This window comes from Streptomyces sp. ISL-10 (assembly GCF_018614575.1).
Classification (GTDB): domain Bacteria; phylum Actinomycetota; class Actinomycetes; order Streptomycetales; family Streptomycetaceae; genus Streptomyces.
On the sequence record NZ_JAGGOJ010000007.1, the window covers coordinates 290,983 to 310,638 of the forward strand.

Consider the following 19,656-nt stretch of genomic DNA (forward strand, 5'->3'; position numbering starts at 1 on the left):
TACCGGCTTGGCTCGAAGTCGCCGCCAGCGGTTAGCCTGACGCGACGCATTCGTAATTCGGGATGGGGGACGGTCGTAACGCATGGCCAGGGAATTCCAACGGGGCCACAAGGCCAAGATCAGTGATCTGACGCCAGGAACAGATCTGTACGTAGGTGTGCAGATCGCTGCTCCTGGACTGACCTTCGACATCAGCTGCTTCGGCCTCGACGCGAACGAGCAGCTCTCCGACGACCGGTACTTCATCTTCTTCAACCAGCCGAAGTCGCCCGAGGAGTCCATTCAGCTGCTCGGTGCGCAGGCCGGGGACACCGAGTCGTTCCGCGTCACTCTCGACCGCATTCCGGCGAACATCCACAAGCTCTCCTTCACCGCCACGATCGACGGCGCGGGGCAGATGTCGCAGATCGGCCCCGGGCACATCCGCATCGTCGCGGGCGGCGAAGAGGTGGTCAGGTACGCGTTCAACGGCTCGGAGTTCAGCACCGAACGTGCGGTGATGCTGGGCGACTTCTACCTCAAGGACGTATGGCGCTTCGCCGCCGTCGGCCAGGGATTCGACGGCGGGCTCGATGCACTGCTGAAGAACTTTGGCGGAGAGGTCGCCGAGGAGGAGCCCGCCCCGCAGCAACCTCAGGCGGTCGCGCCCTCGTTCGCACCGCCCCCGGCTGCTGCCGCGCCCGCTCAGCCTCCGGCCTTCGGAGCGCCCCAAGCTCCGCAGCCCGCGCCCGCGCCCGCGCCCGCGTTCGGCGCTCCTGCGGCCCCGGCTCCCGCCGCCCAGGCCCCGGTGCCGGCCCCGCAGATGCACGCCGCACCGACCATGGCCGCCCCCATGGCGCCTGGCCCCGGCACCGTGCCGCCGCCGGCGCCGTCCCCGTACGGCCAGCCGCAACCGCCGCAGCAGCCGCAGTACGGTCAGGTCCCGGGGCAGCTGCCCGGCCAGGCCCCGCCGCCCGCAATGCCGTCCCCGTACGGCCAGCCGGCCCCCGGCCCGTACGGGCAGCAGCCCGGCATGCCGCAGCCCGGCATGCCCCAAGGCGCTCCGCAGGGAGTGCCCCAGGGGGTGCCACAGACCGGGGCCGGCCTCCAGGCCGCTCTGCAGCCCTACCGCGAGACGCCCACCGGCCAGCGCTGGACCCCGCAGAACCAGCAGATGATGCGGGTCGACCTGACCATGGGCGGCACGCCCGTGCTCGCCCGCCAGGGCAGCATGGTCATGTACCAGGGCAAGGTCGACTTCAGCTACAAGGGCGCCGGTTTCGCCGGCCGCATGGTCGGTAACGCCACGGGCCAGGAGATGCAGTTGATGCGCTGCAGCGGCCGTGGCCAGGTCTTCCTCGCGGAGAACGGCGCACACCTGCACTCCATCGAGCTGCAGGGCGACGGCATCTGTGTCTCCGCCGAGAACGTGCTCGCCTTCGACGAGTCGCTCCAGCACGAGGTCCGGCGCATCGAGGGCCACGGCATCCCCGGCGGTGCGCTGTTCACGATGATGTTCCAGGGCACGGGCACCGTCGTCGTCAAGACGCAGGGCGTCCCGGTCGTTCTGCCGGTCACGCCCACCACCTTCGCCGACAGCAACGCGGTCGTCGCCTGGTCGGCGGCCTCACAGGTGATCCTTTCCAGTCAGGTCCGCCTGCGGCGCAACGCCTACCCCGGACACAGCGGCGAAACCGTGAACCTCCAGTTCCGGGGTGCCCCCGGCAACTTCATCGTCGTCCAGCCGTACGAGGTCTGAGGGAGCCCGAAACATGAACCAGCAACTCGCGGGCTTCGCCCCGACCCCCGTCGCGGCCCGGATGGAGAACCACGGCCGCACCATGCTCAAGGTCGCCATGGCCACCGGCCAGGACCTGTACGCACGCACTGGCTCGATGGTCGCCTACGAAGGCTTCGTCCAGTACGAGCCCAACCCGCCCGCCGTCCGTCAGATCGCCTCCCAGTGGGTGACAGGCGAGGGTGCGCCGATCATGAAGTGCTCCGGCGACGGCCTGCTCTACCTCGCCGACTACGGCGCCGACGTCGTCGTGATCAACCTCAACAACGACTCGCTCTCGGTCAACGGCACCAACCTCCTGGCCTTCGACGCCCACCTCCAGTGGGGTGTCGAGAAGGTCAAGGGCCTTGCCAAGTTCGCCGGCCAGGGCCTGTGGAACGTGGAGGTCGCGGGCACCGGCTGGGTCGCCCTGACCTCCCGCGGCACGCCCCTCGTCGTCGACTGCGGCCGCGGAGAGGACGAGACGTACGTCGACCCGGACGCCCTCGTGGCCTGGTCCCCGAACCTCAAGGTGAAGGGCAAGCGCAGCTTCAAGGCCTCGTCCCTGATAGGGCGGGGCAGCGGAGAGGCGTACCAGATGGCCTTCTCGGGCCAGGGCATCGTCGTCGTACAGCCGAGCGAGGACAGCACCGACCGCCTGCGGGTCCGGGGCTGAGGGGGAGCGAGAACACCATGCAGAGTCCGCTTTTCGGCTACGCCGAGCAGCAGTCCCAGGACCGGTACGTCGTACAGAACCCGCAGCTGCTGCGGGTCAGCCTGACCGGGCACGACGACGTGCTCGCCCGCAAGGGCGCGATGGTCGCCTACCAGGGGCTGGTCGACTTCGACGGCGAGTACCAGACGAACAGCCAGCGCAGGGCCCGTGCCAACACCGGTGAGGGCCTGGATCTGATGCGCTGCTCGGGCCAGGGCACCGTCTACCTTGCCAACCTCGCCCAGTACGTCCACGTCGTCGACGTGGACCAGGAGGGCATGACCGTCGACAGCGCGTATGTGCTGGCGCTCGACTCCACGCTGCACACCGAGGTCATCGCGGTGGACAGCCAGTACGGCATCTCCGGATCCGGCAAGTACCAGCTCAACATCTCCGGCCGGGGCAAGGTCGCGCTGATGACCTCGGGCCAGCCGCTGATGATGCAGGTGACGGCCGAGAAGTACGTCAGCGTGGACGCAGACGCCATCGTGGCCTGGTCCTCCGCGCTGCGCGTCCAGATGCAGGCGCAGACGCACTCGTCCAACGTGCGCCGCCGCCGCGGCAACACCGGAGAGGGCTGGGAACTGAGCTTCCTCGGGCAGGGCTTCGCCCTCGTCCAGCCCAGCGAGGTCATGCCCCCGCAGAACGCGGACCTCGGGCAGGGGGTGCGCGCCCAGTACGGCATGGGCCAGCACGGCTCCCACGCACAGAACCAGAACAACGCCTGGAACTGACGGGACACGGGTAAGGGGCGGTCGCCACGGCTACCGCCCCTTACCCGTGCAGCGCTACAGCGCCGCCCTCGTGCGCTCCACGAGCCGTACGACGGAGGCGTCGGCCACGGCCGCGACCTCGTCGTAGGCGAACCAGCGCAGGTCCAGCGACTCGTCGCTGATCGCCGGGGCGGAGCCGGCCGGGGCCAGCGCCGCGTACTGCACGTCCAGATGCCAGTGGCACGGCGCGGGGATCGGGTGGCGGTCGAGGACGATGGGCCCGCCGGGCAGCAGGGAAAGACCCCGGATCCCGGACTCCTCGGTCGCCTCGCGCAGCGCCGCCGCGGCAAGCGTCGCGTCCTGCGGCTCGCAGTGGCCGCCCATCTGCAGCCATAGGCCGAGCTTCTTGTGCAGCGTCAGCAGTACCCGCCCGCGCTGCGCGTCGACCACCAGCGCGCTGGCCGTGAGATGCCCCGCCCCGCAGGACTTCCACATCCCGTCCGGATGCGACGCCAGGTGCTCCAGATACGTCTGCCGCAGCGCACTCTGGCCGTCCTCGATGGCCTCGTAGCCCTTCAGTACGAGGACGGCGTCGTCATTAAGGCTCACTTGTCGGTGTCGTCCTCGTCGCTCCCGGCGGACCCTTCGGGTCCCTCTTCCGGCTTCCGCTTGTCCAGGTTCGGCTTGTCCGTCTTGGGCGCGGTGCCGCCGCCGGCGGCCTCGCCGAGCATCTTGTCCAGCTCGGAGAAGTCCAGCTGCTCGCGGTGCACAAAGCCGTCCGGGTCGTCCAGATCGGTCGCCGTCGGCAGCATGTCCGGGTGCTCCCACAGGGCGTCACGGCCGTCGACACCGCGCGCGTCCGTCAGCGACGCCCACAGCCGCGCGGCGTCCCGCAGCCTGCGCGGACGCAGCTGGAGACCGATCAGCGTCGCGAACGTCTGCTCCGCCGGACCACCGGTCGCGCGGCGCCTGCGCAAGGTCTCGCGCAGCGCGGCGGCAGACGTCAGCCGTGCCGAGGCCGCCTCGTGGACCACGGCGTCGACCCAGCCCTCGACCAGCGCGAGCGCCGTCTCCAGACGGGCCAGGGCCGCCTTCTGCTCCGGGGTGTCCTCCGGCTGGAACATGCCCTGCTGCAGCGCCTCCTGGAGCTGCTCGGGGTGCGACGGGTCGAACTGGCCGACGACGTCCTCCAGCTTGGTCGTGTCCACCTTGATCCCGCGGGCGTACCCCTCGACCGCACCGAACAGGTGCGAGCGCAGCCACGGCACATGGGTGAAGAGCCGCTGGTGGGCGGCCTCGCGCAGCGCGAGGTAGAGCCGCACCTCCTCCTTCGGCACGCTGAGGTCCTTGCCGAGTGCGTCCACGTTCAACGGCAGGAGTGCGGCCTTGCCGGCCGGGCCCAGCGGCAGACCGATGTCTGTCGAGCCCACCACCTCGCCGGCCAGGACACCGACGGCCTGACCGATCTGCTGGCCGAACATCGCCCCGCCCATGGAACGCATCATCCCGATCAGCGGGCCCGCCATGGCCTGCATCTCCTCGGGGAGCACGTCACCCATGGCGAGACCGACACGCTCGGCGACCGGGTCGACGAGCTGCTGCCACGCCGGGAGGGTCGCCTCGACCCACTCAGCGCGGCTCCACGCCACGGCCGTGCTCGCGCCCGAGGGCAGCGAGGTCGCGCCGTCCAGCCAAAGGTCGGCCAGTCGTACCGCCTCCTCGACCGCGGTGCGGTCCACGGGACCGACGCTCGCGTCCTTGGTGCCGTCCGGTGTGCCCTGGGAGACCGTCTGGCGGGCGATCTGCTTGGCCATGTCCCAGTTCACCGGGCCGCCCTCGTAGCTCAGCATCTGGCCGAGCTGCTGGAACGCGGCACCGAGGTCGCCCGGGTTCAGGGAACCGAACATGGCGGCGAAGGGGTTGTCACCGCCGCCCTCGCCGAAGCCGAAGGGATTGGACGGGGACCCGCCGGAGCCCTGGCCACCTCCGGCGGGATTCTTCTTCTTGCCCTCGTCGCCGTTCTCCGGCTCCTCCGGCGGAAGGCCGAATCCGAATGGGGTGTCACTCACGGGTTTCCTCGGCTCGTAGGGCCGCCGGCTTATCGTCGGCGGCGACTGCCCGACTACACCACCCAGCCTATGCGGCCGGGGGTCGTGCGGCTCCGACATCCTGGCCGCTTACGGGCTCGATGCCCCGCCGGCACGTGGCCTGCGGCAGGATGGACGTCACCTGGTGCGTATGCGTCATTCGCTTGCGTATTGAAGACAACCGCTGGAGACGCCTGGTGAGTTCCCCAGATCCGCAGGTTCGCGCAGCGCGAAACCACTCAACCCCGGCCGCCGGTCGCGGTCCCGTCGTGGCCGTCACCGGTGCCGCCACGGGCGTCGGTGACCTGCTCACCAGGCGCCTTGCCGCCTGCGACGAGGTCAAACAGGTCATCGCGATCGACGAGCGCCGCGGCGAGGTCCCCGAGGCGCACTGGCACATCCTCGACGTCCGCGACCCGGCGATCGCGGAGAAGCTGCGGGGCGCCGACGTCGTGGTGCACCTCGCGCTGGACCTCGACCTCGAGACCGACACGGCCGCCCGGACCGCGTACAACGTCCGCGGAACGCAGACCGTGCTGACCGCAGCCGCGGCGGCCGGTGTCCACCGGGTCGTCCTGTGCACCTCCGCGATGGTCTACGGGGCGCTGCCCGAGAACGACATCCCGCTCTCCGAGGACGCCGAGCTGCGCGCGACGGCCGAGGCGACCGGCGTCGGGGACCTTCTGGAGATCGAACGTCTCGGGCGGCGCGCCCCCCGCGCCCACCCCGGGCTGAACGTCACGGTGGTCAGGCCCGCCGTCCTCGTCGGCGGCACCGACACCGCGCTGACCCGCTACTTCGAGTCGCCCCGGCTGCTCGTGGTCGCCGGATCCCGGCCCACCTGGCAGTTCTGCCATGTCGAGGACCTGGTGAGCGCTCTGGAGTACGCGGCGCTGGAGAAGGTCGAGGGCGAGCTGGCGGTCGGCTGCGACGGCTGGCTGGAACAGGAGGAGGTCGAGGAGCTCAGCGGCATCCGCCGGATGGAACTGCCCTCGGCCGTGGCGCTGGGTGCGGCCGCGCGTCTGCACCGCATCGGCCTGACGCCGTCCCCCGCGGGCGACCTCGCGTACACGATGCATCCCTGGGTCGTGAGCGTGAGCCGGCTGCACGACGCGGGCTGGCGCCCGCGGTGGACCAATGAGGAGGTGCTCGCCGCCCTCCTGGAGGAGGTCGAGGGCCGGCACACGGTCGCGGGCCGCCGCCTCGGCCGCAAGGACGCCACGGCCGCGGGCGCCGCGGGCGCGACGGTCGCCCTGCTGGGCACGGCGGCCCTGGTGCGCCGCGCCCGTAAGGCACGCCGCCGGATCTAGGCCGCCCCGGGCTCACCGGTGCTCCTGTAGGAGGCTCCAAGGCCCGACGGGGCCGAACCGTGCAAAGGGCTATTCCGTGCTGTCAGTGCCGTACGGCACGATGGGCACTATGGCACGCACGTACGACCACCCCGGCGAGAACGCGGCGCAGGACCCCATCCGGCTGCTCGCGATCCGTGACACACCGCTCTCCGTCGACGAGGTCTTCGCGGCCGTGGGCGACGCCGCCGCGGGCGGCACCGCGCTGTTCGTCGGCACCGTGCGCAACCACGACGGCGGCGCCGACGTCGATGCGCTGGGTTACTCCTGCCATCCGACGGCGGAGGCGGAGATGCGCCGCGTCGCCGAGAAGGTGGCCGCCGAGTACCCCGTTCGGGCGCTCGCCGCCGTCCACCGTGTGGGTGACCTGGAGGTCGGAGATCTCGCGGTCGTGGTGGCGGTTTCCTGCCCGCACCGGGGGGAGGCATTCGAGGCGTGCCGGAAGCTGATCGACGACCTCAAGCACGAGGTGCCCATCTGGAAGCACCAGAAATTCTCGGACGGCACCGAGGAGTGGGTCGGCGCCTGCTGATCGCCGGAGCGCGTCACTGACGGGCCGTCAGTGCAAGTCCGTCCGGTGAAACCCGGTCAGCCCTCATCCGCCCCGATTTGCGTAACCGCACCCCTGCCATGAGCGTTGAACCCGCAGATGACTAATCTGCTGATCACTCAGTTGCGTTCGCTCATGGGGTAGGGAGGTCGCGATGGCAGTTCTGGCCTGGTTGCTGATTCCGCTTTTCGCTGCTGTCGGTGCGGCTATATGGGCCGGATGGGCCCAGCGGAACCGTGCGAGCGGGGACATCGCCGAGCTCGCCGGCTATGCCCGGTTCCGTGACGCGATGGAGAAGGCCGCCTCCGGTACGGACGCCGTCCGGCAGTGACGCCGAGCGTACGCAGGTGCCAACAGCCCATCGGACGGACCGGCCCCGGCCGTACTCGCACAGGCTCGTCCCGTACTGTCGTTCCATGCCACGCCGCACTGCGACGATGCTCGCCTCCACCCTCGTCTTCATCGCGCTTCTCTGCGCAGGCGTCTTCTTCCCGGTCCCGTACGCTGAGATGTCGCCCGGTCCGACGGTGAACACACTGGGCTCCGCCGACGGCGAGCCGGTGCTCAAGATCTCCGGCCGCAAGACCTTCCCGACCTCCGGCCACCTCAACATGACGACCGTCAGGGTGACCGGCGCGGACTACGAGATGAGCCTCGTCGAGGCGCTCTACGGCTGGCTGGCCCACGACAACGTGGTCGTGCCGCACGACACGCTCTACCCGAACGGCAAGACCGAGGAGCAGTCCACACAGGAGAACGCCGAGGAGTTCAGCCAGTCCCAGGAGAGCGCCAAGGTGGCGGCCCTGCGGGAGCTGAAGATCCCGGTGAAGTCGCGTGTGGTCGTCGCCACGGTCGTCAAGGGCTCGCCCTCGGAGGGCAGGCTGCACGCGGGCGATGTCATCCGCGCGGTGGACGGCACCGAGGTCGAGGAGCCCGGGGACGTCGCCGAGCAGGTCGTGAAGCACCGGCCGGGCGACGAGGTCGTCTTCACCGTCGTCCCCGCCAAGGTGGCCGCAGCGGCCGAGAAGGCGGGCAAGGACCCCAAGGGCACCCAGAAGGTCACGATCACCACGGTGAAGGCCGAGGACGACGACCGCGCGATCGTCGGGATCCAGGCGGGGACCGATCACACCTTCCCGTTCACCATCGACATCCACCTCGCCGACGTCGGCGGGCCGAGCGCCGGTCTGATGTTCGCCCTCGGCATCGTCGACAAGCTGACCGCCGAGGACCTCACCGGGGGCGAGTTCGTCGCCGGGACCGGCACGATCGACGACAACGGCCGGGTCGGCCCCATCGGCGGCATCGAGATGAAGCTCGTCGGCGCTCGCAACGCGGGCGCCGAGTACTTCCTGACCCCCGGCGACAACTGCGCATCCGCCGCCTCGGACACCCCGGACGGCCTGACGCTGGTGAAGGTCGAGACCATCGCCGACGCGACGAAGTCCCTGGCGAAGATCCGCTCGGGCGACACGGCGGGCCTGCCGAGCTGCTCCAAGGGTTGAGGGCGCGCTCCCTGGTGCACCGGCACGGCCGGGGCGGGGACGCACGGCGCGAGGCCGCCGTACGTCCCGGCCCTGCGGCCCGGGATCAGTCCTCGAACGTCGCCGACAGGGCCTCGGCGAGCCCCGGCACCAGGCCGCCGCCCGTGAGCACCTCCTTCGGCGAGTCCTTCTCGCGCAGACGCAGGGCCGACTCCCGCGCCCCGTCGCGGAGCACGGCCACCGTCATCCGGACCTCCTGGCGGTCCGGGTGGGCGGCGACCCACTTGGTCAGGGCCGCCTCGTCCAGACCGTCCGGTACGGAGGCCTCGGCGGACGGAGGCAGCATCAGACGCTCCACCGTCAGCGCGCAGCCGACGACCGCGTCGGGCCAGGCGATCGTGCCGAGGAACTCGTCGAGCGGGGTGCCGGCCGGGATCTCGTCCTGCTCGATAGGGGTGAGCGGGGCGGCCGCGTCGCCCTCGTCGAGACCGAGCTGAGCGGCGAGGCCCGGCTCCTGGGAGCGCAGCCGGGCGGTGTCGACGAGCGCGAACAGCCGGGCCGGCTGGTCCCAGCCGAGGGTGGCGGCGTACTCGTCGATCTCGAGCACGGCCCGGGTGAGCGGGCTCGCGGCGATCGGGCCCGAGGGGGGCTGATTGTCGGGGGCGGGGGCAGAAGCGTTGGACATGGTCAATATCCTGCCTCCTTCCTGCCCCGCGACGGGAACTAGGTAAAGCCTCAGTAAGTTGCACCAGTGGGCTCTACGATCGCGGGGCCCGATTCACACGACCGCGAACTTCGAGGGGCGCACGTTGGCTTTCCAGATGCCGGACCGCGGCGGAGGCCCGACCGGGCCACGGATGAGAGTGGGCCGGCCGTCCCGGCGTGTCCGCACCCTGCTCATGACACTCGGCGTCCTGGCCGCTCTGGCCATGGTGTTCGTCATGTTCGCCGGGTTCTGGACCGACTGGCTCTGGTACCGCTCCGTGAGGTACTCGTCCGTCTTCACCACCACCCTGTGGACCAAGATCGGACTGTTCGCCGTATTCGGCCTGCTCATGGCAACGGCCGTCGGCGTGAACATCTGGCTGGCGCACCGGCTGCGGCCGCCGCTCAGCGCGATGTCGCTGGAGCAGCAGAGTCTCGACCGGTACCGGATGGGGATCGCCCCGTACAAGAAGTGGGTGCTCCTCGCGATCACCGCTCTCGTCGGGCTCATCGCCGGGGCCTCCGCCACCAGCCAGTGGCGGACGTGGCTGATGTGGGTCAACGGCGTGCCCTTCGGCCAGAAGGACCCGCAGTTCAAGATGGACGTGGCGTTCTACGCGTTCGACCTGCCGTGGTACCGCTTCCTGCTCGGCTTCGGTTTCGCCGCCGTCGTGCTGTCCCTGATCGCCGCCGCCCTGACCCACTACCTGTACGGCGGGCTGCGGATCACCAGCCCCGGCGCGCGGGCCACGGGCGCCGCCACCGGCCACCTGTCGGTGCTGCTGGGACTGTTCGTGGCGCTGAAGGCCGTGGCGTACTGGCTGGACCGCTACGGACTCGCGGTCAAGTCCAGCGACTTCAAGGCCACGAGCAACTGGACCGGCCTGCGTTACGTCGATGCCAACGCCTATCTGCCGGCCAAGACGATCCTCTTCTGCATCGCGGTGATCTGCGCCGTACTGTTCTTCGCCACGCTCTGGCGCCGTACCTGGCAGCTGCCGGTGATCGGCTTCGGGCTCATGGTCCTCTCCGCGATCCTGATCGGCGGGCTCTATCCGGCGATCGTGCAGAAGTTCCAGGTCCAGCCGAACGAGCAGGCCAAGGAAGCCGAGTACATCCGGAAGAACATCGAGGCGACGCGCAAGGCGTACGGCATCGACGGCGTGAAGCCGACGGACTACACGGGCCGCGGCCAGATCAAGGAGGGGGAGCAGCAGCGCAGGGACGCCGACTCGGCGGCCAGCTACCGCATAAACGACCCCAACATCGTCTCGCCCACGTTCCAGCAGCTGGAGCAGGAGCGGAAGTACTACCAGTTCCCCTCCACGCTGGACATCGACCGGTACAAGGGCCAGGACACGATCATCGGTCTGCGTGAGCTCAACCTCCAGGGCGTCGACAAGCGCAACTGGATCAACGATCACTTCACGTACACCCATGGCTACGGCGCCGTCGCCGCCAAGGGCACGGACACGGCCAGGGGCACCGGCGGCTCGCCGGAGTTCACCGAGTCCGGTCTGCCCTCCAAGGGCAGCCTCGGCGATTACGAGCAGCGCATCTACTACGGCGAGAAGACCACGCAGTACTCGATCGTGGGCGGGCCCCAGAAGGAGCTCGACTACGAACAGGACGGCGGCGGCCAGATCACCACGAGCTACGCCGGCAAGGGTGGCATCGACCTCTCCGGTCCGCTCAACCGCGCCGCGTACGCAGTGGCGTTCAGCGAGCCGCAGATCCTGTACTCGGGCGCCATCGGCGACGGTTCGAAGATCCTCTACAACCGCACGCCCAAGGAGCGCGTCGAGGCCGTGGCCCCGTGGCTGACCATCGACGGCGACGCCTATCCGGCCGTCGTGGGCAAGCGGATCCAGTGGGTCATCGACGCCTACACCACGACCAACGGCTACCCCTACGCGTCGCGTACGACGCTGGGGGAGACCACGTCCGACTCGCTGACCGACCGGCAGCGCGCGGTGGTCGCCCAGCAGAACCAGGTCAACTACATCCGGAACTCGGTGAAGGCCACGGTCGACGCCTACGACGGCACCGTGACCCTGTACGAGTGGGACGAGAACGACCCGGTCCTCAAGACGTGGGAGAAGGCGTTCCCCGGCACGGTCAAGCCGAAGGCCGACATCCCGGACGAGCTCAAGGCCCATCTGCGGTACCCGCAGGACATGTTCAAGGTCCAGCGCGAGCTGCTGTCCCTGTACCACGTCACCGAGCCCGCTCCGTTCTACAACGCGAGCGACGCCTGGCAGGTGCCGAACGACCCCACCAGGTCGGACAGCAACGCGGTCCCGCCGTACTACCTGTCGCTGAAGCTGCCGGGGCAGGAGCGGCAGCAGTTCGCGCTGACGACGACGTTCACCCCCAGTGGACGGCCGAATCTGCGGGCGTTCATGGCGGTCGACGCCGATGCCATGAGCCGCGACTACGGCAAGATCAGACTGATGCGGGTGACGGACGACAAGGTCGACGGTCCCGAGCAGGTGCAGAGCCGGCTCAACCGGCACGACCCCATCGCCACCTTCGTCCGTGACCTCAAGGGCGCCGACTCGACCATCAAGTACGGCAATCTGCTGACCGTCCCCCTGGACAGCGGCTTCCTGTACGTCGAGCCGATCTACGCCCAGGGCCGCGGCTCGGAGTTCCCGCTGCTGAGCAAGGTCGCCGTCGTGTACGGCCAGCGGATCGGCTTCGCCGACGACCTCGGCGGCGCGCTGTCCCAGGTGTTCGGCGAGCGAGCACCCGATGACACCACGACGCCGCCGACCGAGCCCGACGAGCCGCCGACGCAGCCCACCGACCCGCCCGCCACGGGCGACGCGGCGCTCCAGGACGCCATCGCGGACGCGCAGAAGGCGTACACGGACGGCGAGGCGGCCGTGAAGCGCGGAGACTGGACGGCGTACGGCAAGGCGCAGGACGCGCTGCAGGAGGCGCTCCAGCGAGCCGCGGACGCCGAGGCCCGGCTGAGGGAGCCCGACCAGGGCGGATGACGGGATCCACCCCGTGTCGTGGTACCTTTACGGAACAACGACGCGGGGTGGAGCAGCTCGGTAGCTCGCTGGGCTCATAACCCAGAGGTCGCAGGTTCAAATCCTGTCCCCGCTACTTCGAAGAAGAGGGCCCGGATCCTTGAGGATCCGGGCCCTCTTCGTGCTGAGCCGACACGTTCGAGGGCTTCGTCCGCCCGAAGTGCGTGCCGTTCGCCGAGAGTTGGGGAGCAGCGTGTTTGACTTATCTCTCTGTGGGCATGTCGACAAAACGCTGAAGTGACCTCACTGGCTGCGGTATACCAGGTGTACGCGGGTTGCAGGTGGTGCGACGATGGAATTTATGGGGGACAGGGCAACTCTGTTGGAGACAGGGCGGTTTGTGCAGCCGCACGCCGGGGACGCGGCGGAAGCGATCCATACGGTCGACGCCGTCGACACGATGGACGCTTCCGGCCGCGCGGACAACGTCGTCATGACGGGTGGCCTCGGTGCCACGGACCACGTCGACGGCGAGGAGACCGCCGGACTCGAGGCGCGCCACCGCAGTGCCGCGGACAGCGGCGACACGGCGTCGATGAGCGTGATCGGCGCGCTCCTGCTGCGCCGGGGCGACCTGGACGGCGCCGAGCCCTATCTGCGCGGTGCCACTGCCGATGGCGACCGCGCGGCCGCCAACAACCTGGGCGTCCTGCTGCACCAGCGCGGCTACGCGGACGAGGCGGCCGGCTGGTGGCGCATCGCCGCGGTCGCCGGTTCGGCGGCGGCCGCGCACGCCCTCGGCCGTCACTTCCGCGAGCGTGGCGACGAACCGGCCGCCGAGTACTGGCTGCGCCAGTCCGCCGAGCAGGGCCATGCCCTCGGGGCGTACGCACTGGCCGATCTGCTGGAGCACCGCGGCGAGGAGGGGGCCGAGCGGTGGCTGCGCACGGCGGCCGAGCAGGGCCACCGCGAGGCGGCCTATCGGCTCGCCAGAGCGCTTGAGCGCCGCGCCGCCGCCGAGGCGCGCAAGGGGAAGGGCGCTGGGCCGCTCGTGCCCGGCGGCCCGCCCGCGCCGCGCCCCGCGCACACCGGCGCTGCTCGGCGTGGCCGCGGCGCCGCCGAGGCGCGCGGCCAGGCGCGCGGCGAGGCGACGAGGGAAGCGATGAGGGAGACGGGCGACGGCGTGCAGCGCGTCGCTGCGGCCGGCGAGGCCGTCTGGCAGACGGACGCCGGACTGCGCGTGCTCGCCGAGGCGGAGGCCGCCCGTGGGCGGGCCGCGCGCCAGGACGGGCCGCACCTGCTCGACGAGGCCGCCCAGTGGCACCGGCAGGCAGCAGCCCGGGGGCACCGGCGCGCCGCCCTGCATCTCGGCTCCATCCTGGAGAAGCGCGGCGAGCTGAAGGAGGCCGGGCGCTGGTACCTGACGGCCGCCAAGGACGGCGAGCCGCGGGCGGCCTGCGCGCTGGGCTTCCTGCTGCGCGACGCGGGTGACGAGGAGAGTGCCGCCGTGTGGTGGCTGAGGGCCGCCCAGGACGGGGACGGCAATGCGGCGAACGCCCTCGGCGCACTGCACGCCGCCCGTGGCGAGGCGCAGAGCGCCGAGCGCTGGTACCGCGCGGCCATGGACGCTGGTGACGTCAACGGCGCGTACAACCTCGGGCTGCTCTGCGCCGCCCAGGACCGCACGGCCCAGGCCGAGCAGTGGTACCGCCGCGCCGCCTACGCGGGGCACCGCGAGGCCGCGAACGCGCTCGCCGTGCTGCTCCTGCAGGCCGGGGACCACGCGGGCGCCGAGCCCTGGTTCTCCAAGGCGGCCGAGGCGGGCAGCGTCGACGCGGCGTTCAACCTGGGCATCCTCCACGTCGGCCGTGACGACGACCGCACCGCATTGTCCTGGTACGAGCGGGCCGCGGCCGCCGGGCACACCGAAGCCGCGCTCCAGGTCGGCATCGCCCGGCTCAAGGAGGGCGACGAACAGGCCGCCGAGCGCCATTTGCGGTCCGCGGCGGGCGGCGGGAGCGCCGAGGCCGCCTTCCGGCTCGCCAGCGTTCTCGACGCGCGCCGGCCGCCGCCTGGGCCCCCGGCGCTCGGTGAGCCGGTGGCGGAGAAGAGCGAGTGCGAGGAGTGGTACGAGCGGGCCGCCGAGCAGGGGCACCGCCGCGCCCAGGTGCGGATCGGCATGCTCGCCGCCGCCCGCGGCGACATGGCGGAGGCGGCCCGCTGGTACCGCGAGGCCGCCGAGGCGGGCAGCCGGAGCGGCGCGTTCAACCTCGGACTGCTCCTGGCCCGCGAGGGAAGTGAGCGCGAGGCCGCCCTGTGGTGGACCCGGGCGGCCCGGGCCGGGCACGGCAGGGCCGCGCTGCGGCTCGCGCTGCTCGCGGCCCGCAGGGGCGAGCTCGCCGAGGGGCAGCGCTGGTGCGCCAGGGCGGTCGAGCTGGGTCCCGCGGAGGTCGCCGAGCGGGCGGCGAAGCTGCGCGAGGCGCTGATCCAGGAGCTGACCGCGTAGCCGCAGCCGGCCGCGGGGAAGGGATTTGCGCTGGTCCACCGGGGTCCCGTAAGGTGGTGTTCACCGACGCGGGGTGGAGCAGCTCGGTAGCTCGCTGGGCTCATAACCCAGAGGTCGCAGGTTCAAATCCTGTCCCCGCTACTGAAACCGAAGGCCCGGATCCTTGAGATCCGGGTCTTCGGTCATTTGCGAGGCCGGGTGCGTTCACGCCCGCTGATCGGAGTGCGGCGGCGCGCCGGCTGATCTCCACGACCTGACGAAGAAGGGCCCTGACGTTTCCGTCGGGGCCCTTCTCGGTGGTTTCGTGCTACGCGGCAGCGCAGTTCGGGCAGGTGCCGCGGTAGGTCACCTCGACGTCCGAGATCGTGAAGCCGAAGCGTTCCGAGTCGGGCAGGTCGGCCAGCGGGTTGCCCGCCGGGTGCACGTCGCGGATCGCACCGCACCTGGCGCACACCAGGTGCTGGTGGGGCCGGTGCGCGTTCGGGTCGTAACGCTTGGCGCGGCGGTCGGTCGACACCTCGAGCACCTCGCCGAGGGTGACCAGCTCGCCCAGCGTGTTGTAGACGGTGGCCCTGGAGATCTCGGGCAGCCGTTTCACGGCGCGTGCGTGGACCTCGTCGGCCGTCAGGTGGACGTGGTCGCCGTCGAGGACCTCGGCCACGACACGCCGCTGGGCGGTCATGCGCCAGCCGCGTCCGCGGAGTCGTTCCAACAGGTCACTCATGAGGACCAGCCTAACAGTGAAGGGACCCAGGGCCCGAACCGGTGTGACTTTGGATGTTAACTTGACTTAGACAAAGTCCATCGTAGGATCGAGACCAGCGCACGCCAAGGGCAGGTCGCGCTGACTTTGATCAATGGGCAGGAACGACGCAGGAGGCGCACGTGACGCAGGGACCGCTCACCACGGAGGCCGGGGCACCGGTCGCCGACAACCAGAACAGCGAGACCGCGGGCGTCGGCGGTCCGGTCCTGGTCCAGGACCAGCTGCTGCTGGAGAAGCTGGCGCACTTCAACCGCGAGCGCATCCCGGAGCGTGTCGTCCATGCCCGCGGCGCCGGCGCGTACGGCACCTTCACGCTCACCCGTGATGTCTCGCAGTGGACGCGCGCCAAGTTCCTCTCCGAGGTCGGTAAGCGGACCGAGACGTTCCTGCGCTTCTCGACCGTCGCCGGCAACCTCGGCGCGGCGGACGCGGTCCGCGACCCGCGCGGCTGGGCGCTGAAGTTCTACACCGAAGAGGGCAACTACGACCTCGTCGGCAACAACACCCCGGTGTTCTTCATCAAGGACGCCATCAAGTTCCCCGACTTCATCCACACCCAGAAGCGCGACCCGTACACGGGCAGCCAGGAGGCGGACAACGTCTGGGACTTCTGGGGTCTGTCGCCCGAGTCCACCCACCAGGTGACCTGGCTGTTCGGCGACCGTGGCATCCCCGCCTCGTACCGCCACATGAACGGCTACGGCTCCCACACCTACCAGTGGAACAACGAGGCCGGCGAGGTCTTCTGGGTCAAGTACCACTTCAAGACCGACCAGGGGATCAAGAACCTCACCCAGGCCGAGGCCAACAGGCTCGCCGGCGAGGACCCGGACTCCCACCAGCGCGACCTGCGCGAGGCCATCGAGCGCGGCGAGTTCCCGACCTGGACCGTGCAGGTGCAGATCATGCCCGCGGCCGACGCGGCGACCTACCGCTTCAACCCGTTCGACCTCACGAAGGTGTGGCCGCACGCGGACTACCCGCCGATCGAGATCGGCAAGCTGGAGCTCAACCGCAACCCGGAGAACATCTTCGCCGAGGTCGAGCAGTCCATCTTCAGCCCCGCCCACTTCGTGCCGGGCATCGGTCCCTCCCCGGACAAGATGCTCCAGGGTCGCCTCTTCGCGTACGGCGACGCCCACCGCTACCGCGTCGGCATCAACGCCGACCACCTCCCGGTGAACCGCCCGCACGCCACCGAGGCGCGGACGAACAGCCGTGACGGCTTCCTCTACGACGGCCGTCACAAGGGCGCGAAGAACTACGAGCCCAACAGCTTCGGCGGCCCGCACCAGATCGACCGCGCGCTGTGGCAGCCCGTCCCGGTGACCGGCGTGACCGGCGACCACCCGGCGCCCATCCACTCCGAGGACAACGACTTCGTGCAGGCGGGCAACCTGTACCGCCTGATGTCCGAGGACGAGAAGAGCCGTCTGATCGACAACCTGGCCGGCTTCATCGCCAAGGTCTCGCGCGACGACATCGCCGAGCGCGCGATCAGCAACTTCCGCCAGGCGGACGGCGACTTCGGCAAGCGGCTGGAGATCGCGGTCCAGGACCTGCGCGGCTGACCCGCTTGTCGATTGCAGAGGGCCGGATCCCTGTCCAGGGGGATCCGGCCCTCTGCAGGCGTGCTCAGGGATGCGTCGTGCCTCGGTCAGCCGGCGACCGAGCCCACATGCCTCCGGGCCGGGGCCCAGCAGCGGATGATGTCGCGGACCGAGACGACGCCGATCGGGCCGCCCTTGTCCATCACGATCAGATGGCGGAAGCCGCCGTGCGCCATTGCCTCGGCCGCCTCCTCCAGGGTCCAGGAAGGTGCGGCGAACACGACGTCGGTGGTGGTGTGCGTCCCTGCGGTCTCCAGGTCCGGGCTCTGGCCCGAGCCGACCGAGTTCAGAATGTCTCGCTCGGTGAGGATCCCGAGTCCCAGATCGCCGTCGAGGACGACGGCAGCGCCGACACGTCGTGCGGCCATCAGACTGGCCGCCTGGCGGAGTGTGTGTGCGGGTCCGATGGTGAGGACCACTGTGCTCATGGCGTCACGGACGAGCATGGGCGAAAGCCACCTCCTTGGTGGATCGGTGCTGGAGAACCGATTCACAAATTCACAAGTGGGGGACTCTCAGAGTCGCAGCCCGCAACCGGGGCAGCAAGAGGGCGTGCGCGGCCTGTTGGGCCGCGCACGAAAAGCCGCTGATGGCGCGGGCGTGCGCCGATCGGGTCCGTACGGATGATTCCTGATCCATCGGTACCGCGTGTCCAGGTGAGGATTCAGTACGGCGTGGCTCCAATGGCCCGTGCGTCTTGGCCAGGGCCTCTCGTTCGGATCAGGCCGGACCGGGCCCCGCCGTCGCGGCCCGGCTGCCGCGGCGCAGGCCGATGAGCTCGGCGACCGTGTCCAGCCAGCGTGCGGTGCGCGCCTCGTCGTCCGGGGTGCCGGCGAGACGCGCGGCGGTCTCCAGCCAGTCCCGCCGGCATGCGGACGCGGCACCCGACGGCAGGGGCTCGGCCAGCCCGGCCGCGTACGCGAGGCCGCCGGCCCGGACGATCTTCGCGACGTACTTCACCGAGCGCGGCACCACACCGAGCCGGTCGAGGGTGACGGCGGCGGCGATCGCACCGTCGCCGAAGAGCGCGGTGCGGAAGGTGTCGCGGCTGAGGCCGTGGCGCAGCAGCGCCTCGATGTCGGTGGCGGCGAGCACCTCGTCGTCGGTGCGTGGGGAGCGGTCGTGGACCATCGTCGTTCCGTTCCGGTCCGGCTCAGCGGACGGTGATCACACCAGCTTCACCGTCGCCTTCCCGGGCGAGAGCGCCGTGAAGTCGAAGAGCTGGGTTCCGTCACCGTCGCCGGTGTCCTCGCGGTCGCCCCGGTACTCCAGGACGTCCACGTCCGCGCCGGGGTTCGCCAGGTACAAGTTCTGGCCGAGCTCGGGGTCGGCCGGGACCTTCAGCGTGAACTTCTCGCCGCGGTCGACGGTCACGATCCGGTCGTCGGTGCCGTACGCGGCGGGCCCGGAGTCGCCGCAGCTTGAAGGCGGCGCAACGTCCGTCCTGGAAAGGTGGGCGTGCGCGCCGAGAGATGAGGGAAACGCGCAGGTCAAGCCGCAAGTGGCTTCAGTACCGCTGGTTCAGGTACCCGAGGAGCTCGCGGTGGAGCAGCCCGTTCGACGCGGCGGCGTTGCCGCTGTGCGGTCCGGGAGTTCCGTCGAGGCCGGTGAAGGACCCGCCTGCCTCCTGCACCACGATCGCCGGGGCCGCCATGTCCCAGAGCGAAAGCTCCGGCTCGGCGCAGATGTCCACCGAACCCTCCGCCACCATCATGTAGGACCAGAAATCGCCGTAGCCGCGGGTGCGCCAGCAGGCCCGGGACAGGTCCAGGAAGCCGTCGAGACGCCCCTGCTCCTCCCAGCCGGTCAGCGAGGAGTACGCGAACGACGCGTCCTGGATCCGTTCCACCTTCGAGACCCGCAGCCGCGTCGCCGACGTCAGGCTGCGGCCGGTGAACGCGCCCGCGCCCTTCGCCGCCCACCAGCGGCGTCCCAGCGCCGGTGCCGACACCACGCCCATCACCGGCTCGAAGCCGCCCTCGCCCGCCTCCATGAGCGAGATGAGCGTCGCCCACACCGGGACGCCGCGCACGTAGTTCTTGGTGCCGTCGATGGGGTCCACGACCCAGCGCCGCGGGCCCGTGCCCTCGATGCCGAACTCCTCTCCGAGGATCGCGTCGCGCGGCCGTGCCCGCTGGAGATGCCCGCGGATGAGCTCCTCGGCAGCCTTGTCGGCCTCGCTCACCGGGGTCATGTCCGGCTTGGTCTCGACCTTGAGGTCCAGGGCCTTGAACCGATCCATCGTGGTGGCGTCGGCGGCGTCCGCGAGGACATGGGCGAGGCGCAGATCATCGTGATAGTCCGGCATGTCGCCACTCTATCGGTGCGGAAACCACCCTTCCCGGGCGCGGGGCGGCCGGCTGACGCGGTGCCGTGTCCCTTGACAGCGTCGCCGGGCCCGTCAACCCTGTGCCCACATACGCCCGGCCCGGGA

At 70.5% G+C, this 19,656-nt stretch carries 18 protein-coding genes and 2 tRNA genes; 12 read left to right on the plus strand and 8 right to left on the minus strand.

What is annotated here, in order from left to right:
* Positions 1–82 precede the first annotated feature (82 nt).
* Genes J7E88_RS07970 through J7E88_RS07980 form a run of 3 tightly spaced genes read left to right on the plus strand, consistent with a single transcriptional unit; the run spans position 83 to position 3,205 of the window.
* Positions 83–1,738, plus strand: coding sequence for a TerD family protein (locus J7E88_RS07970; protein WP_215178707.1), 1,656 nt, complete (start codon positions 83–85; stop codon positions 1,736–1,738).
* A gap of 13 nt (positions 1,739–1,751) precedes the next feature.
* Positions 1,752–2,432 (plus strand): AIM24 family protein, encoded by a 681-nt coding sequence (locus J7E88_RS07975; protein ID WP_215178709.1) that lies wholly within the window; start codon positions 1,752–1,754, stop codon positions 2,430–2,432.
* Between the two features lie 17 nt (positions 2,433–2,449).
* Complete coding sequence (locus tag J7E88_RS07980; RefSeq protein WP_215178711.1) at positions 2,450–3,205, plus strand: AIM24 family protein; 756 nt, start codon at positions 2,450–2,452, stop codon at positions 3,203–3,205.
* Positions 3,206–3,259: 54 nt separating this feature from the next.
* Here the strand turns inward: J7E88_RS07980 and J7E88_RS07985 are convergent, their stop codons facing one another.
* Both J7E88_RS07985 and J7E88_RS07990 read right to left on the minus strand, forming a co-directional pair.
* On the minus strand, positions 3,260–3,793 hold the full coding sequence (locus tag J7E88_RS07985; protein ID WP_215178713.1) for an NUDIX hydrolase: 534 nt from the start codon (positions 3,791–3,793) through the stop codon (positions 3,260–3,262).
* On the minus strand, positions 3,790–5,253 hold the full coding sequence (locus tag J7E88_RS07990) for a zinc-dependent metalloprotease (RefSeq protein ID WP_215178715.1): 1,464 nt from the start codon (positions 5,251–5,253) through the stop codon (positions 3,790–3,792). Before J7E88_RS07990 ends, J7E88_RS07985 begins: the two co-directional genes overlap by 4 nt.
* A gap of 215 nt (positions 5,254–5,468) precedes the next feature.
* Between J7E88_RS07990 and J7E88_RS07995 the strand changes: the two genes are divergently transcribed.
* The 4 genes from J7E88_RS07995 (at position 5,469) to J7E88_RS08010 (ending at position 8,675) form a co-directional block, all read left to right on the plus strand.
* Complete coding sequence (locus J7E88_RS07995) at positions 5,469–6,581, plus strand: SDR family oxidoreductase (RefSeq protein WP_215178717.1); 1,113 nt, start codon at positions 5,469–5,471, stop codon at positions 6,579–6,581.
* 109 nt (positions 6,582–6,690) lie between these two features.
* Positions 6,691–7,152, plus strand: a complete 462-nt coding sequence (locus tag J7E88_RS08000) for a molybdenum cofactor biosynthesis protein MoaE (RefSeq protein WP_215178718.1) — start codon at positions 6,691–6,693, stop codon at positions 7,150–7,152.
* A gap of 172 nt (positions 7,153–7,324) precedes the next feature.
* Positions 7,325–7,501, plus strand: coding sequence for a hypothetical protein (locus J7E88_RS08005; protein ID WP_215178719.1), 177 nt, complete (start codon positions 7,325–7,327; stop codon positions 7,499–7,501).
* An 85-nt stretch (positions 7,502–7,586) separates the two neighbouring features.
* The gene (locus J7E88_RS08010) at positions 7,587–8,675 is read left to right on the plus strand and encodes a PDZ domain-containing protein (RefSeq protein WP_215178720.1); all 1,089 of its coding nucleotides are present in this window, start codon (positions 7,587–7,589) and stop codon (positions 8,673–8,675) included.
* 85 nt (positions 8,676–8,760) lie between these two features.
* Here J7E88_RS08010 and J7E88_RS08015 read toward each other — a convergent pair whose 3' ends face one another.
* The gene (locus J7E88_RS08015) at positions 8,761–9,339 is read right to left on the minus strand and encodes a PPA1309 family protein (RefSeq protein ID WP_251022272.1); all 579 of its coding nucleotides are present in this window, start codon (positions 9,337–9,339) and stop codon (positions 8,761–8,763) included.
* Positions 9,340–9,475: 136 nt separating this feature from the next.
* Here J7E88_RS08015 and J7E88_RS08020 point away from each other — a divergent pair, with 136 nt between their 5' ends.
* From J7E88_RS08020 to J7E88_RS08035, 4 genes are all read left to right on the plus strand, one after another.
* Positions 9,476–12,361, plus strand: a complete 2,886-nt coding sequence (locus J7E88_RS08020) for a UPF0182 family protein (protein ID WP_215178993.1) — start codon at positions 9,476–9,478, stop codon at positions 12,359–12,361.
* A 41-nt stretch (positions 12,362–12,402) separates the two neighbouring features.
* Positions 12,403–12,476 (plus strand) — tRNA-Met (locus J7E88_RS08025).
* Positions 12,477–12,692: 216 nt separating this feature from the next.
* Entirely contained in the window at positions 12,693–14,846 is a 2,154-nt protein-coding gene (locus J7E88_RS08030) for a tetratricopeptide repeat protein (RefSeq protein ID WP_215178721.1), read from the plus strand.
* 67 nt (positions 14,847–14,913) lie between these two features.
* Positions 14,914–14,987, plus strand: a tRNA-Met gene (locus J7E88_RS08035).
* A gap of 166 nt (positions 14,988–15,153) precedes the next feature.
* On the opposite strand, the gene J7E88_RS08040 is transcribed toward J7E88_RS08035, so the two are convergent.
* Complete coding sequence (locus J7E88_RS08040) at positions 15,154–15,570, minus strand: Fur family transcriptional regulator (protein WP_215178722.1); 417 nt, start codon at positions 15,568–15,570, stop codon at positions 15,154–15,156.
* A 161-nt stretch (positions 15,571–15,731) separates the two neighbouring features.
* Between J7E88_RS08040 and J7E88_RS08045 the strand changes: the two genes are divergently transcribed.
* Positions 15,732–17,183 (plus strand): catalase, encoded by a 1,452-nt coding sequence (locus tag J7E88_RS08045; RefSeq protein WP_215178723.1) that lies wholly within the window; start codon positions 15,732–15,734, stop codon positions 17,181–17,183.
* A gap of 86 nt (positions 17,184–17,269) precedes the next feature.
* Here the strand turns inward: J7E88_RS08045 and J7E88_RS08050 are convergent, their stop codons facing one another.
* The 4 genes from J7E88_RS08050 to hisN all read right to left on the minus strand — a co-directional run bounded on the left by J7E88_RS08050 (position 17,270) and on the right by hisN (position 19,530).
* A complete protein-coding gene (locus J7E88_RS08050) occupies positions 17,270–17,668 on the minus strand; it encodes a cyclic nucleotide-binding/CBS domain-containing protein (RefSeq protein WP_215178724.1) in 399 nt (132 codons plus the stop codon).
* Positions 17,669–17,942: 274 nt separating this feature from the next.
* Positions 17,943–18,353, minus strand: a complete 411-nt coding sequence (locus J7E88_RS08055) for a hypothetical protein (protein WP_215178726.1) — start codon at positions 18,351–18,353, stop codon at positions 17,943–17,945.
* A 36-nt stretch (positions 18,354–18,389) separates the two neighbouring features.
* Positions 18,390–18,596, minus strand: a complete 207-nt coding sequence (locus J7E88_RS08060) for a protease inhibitor I42 family protein (RefSeq protein ID WP_215178728.1) — start codon at positions 18,594–18,596, stop codon at positions 18,390–18,392.
* 133 nt (positions 18,597–18,729) lie between these two features.
* The gene (gene hisN / locus J7E88_RS08065; protein WP_215178730.1) at positions 18,730–19,530 is read right to left on the minus strand and encodes a histidinol-phosphatase; all 801 of its coding nucleotides are present in this window, start codon (positions 19,528–19,530) and stop codon (positions 18,730–18,732) included.
* Positions 19,531–19,656 lie beyond the last annotated feature (126 nt).

Coding starts and splice junctions, on each gene's coding strand:
- J7E88_RS07970 (WP_215178707.1), top strand. CDS start 83: ATGGCCAGGGAATTCCAACGGGGCCACAAGGCCAAGATCAGTGATCTG.
- J7E88_RS07975 (WP_215178709.1), top strand. CDS start 1,752: ATGAACCAGCAACTCGCGGGCTTCGCCCCGACCCCCGTCGCGGCCCGG.
- J7E88_RS07980 (WP_215178711.1), top strand. CDS start 2,450: ATGCAGAGTCCGCTTTTCGGCTACGCCGAGCAGCAGTCCCAGGACCGG.
- J7E88_RS08000 (WP_215178718.1), top strand. CDS start 6,691: ATGGCACGCACGTACGACCACCCCGGCGAGAACGCGGCGCAGGACCCC.
- J7E88_RS08005 (WP_215178719.1), top strand. CDS start 7,325: ATGGCAGTTCTGGCCTGGTTGCTGATTCCGCTTTTCGCTGCTGTCGGT.
- J7E88_RS08010 (WP_215178720.1), top strand. CDS start 7,587: ATGCCACGCCGCACTGCGACGATGCTCGCCTCCACCCTCGTCTTCATC.
- J7E88_RS08015 (WP_251022272.1), bottom strand. CDS start 9,339: ATGTCCAACGCTTCTGCCCCCGCCCCCGACAATCAGCCCCCCTCGGGC.
- J7E88_RS08020 (WP_215178993.1), top strand. CDS start 9,476: ATGCCGGACCGCGGCGGAGGCCCGACCGGGCCACGGATGAGAGTGGGC.
- J7E88_RS08030 (WP_215178721.1), top strand. CDS start 12,693: ATGGAATTTATGGGGGACAGGGCAACTCTGTTGGAGACAGGGCGGTTT.
- J7E88_RS08040 (WP_215178722.1), bottom strand. CDS start 15,570: ATGAGTGACCTGTTGGAACGACTCCGCGGACGCGGCTGGCGCATGACC.
- J7E88_RS08050 (WP_215178724.1), bottom strand. CDS start 17,668: ATGCTCGTCCGTGACGCCATGAGCACAGTGGTCCTCACCATCGGACCC.
- J7E88_RS08055 (WP_215178726.1), bottom strand. CDS start 18,353: ATGGTCCACGACCGCTCCCCACGCACCGACGACGAGGTGCTCGCCGCC.
- hisN (WP_215178730.1), bottom strand. CDS start 19,530: ATGCCGGACTATCACGATGATCTGCGCCTCGCCCATGTCCTCGCGGAC.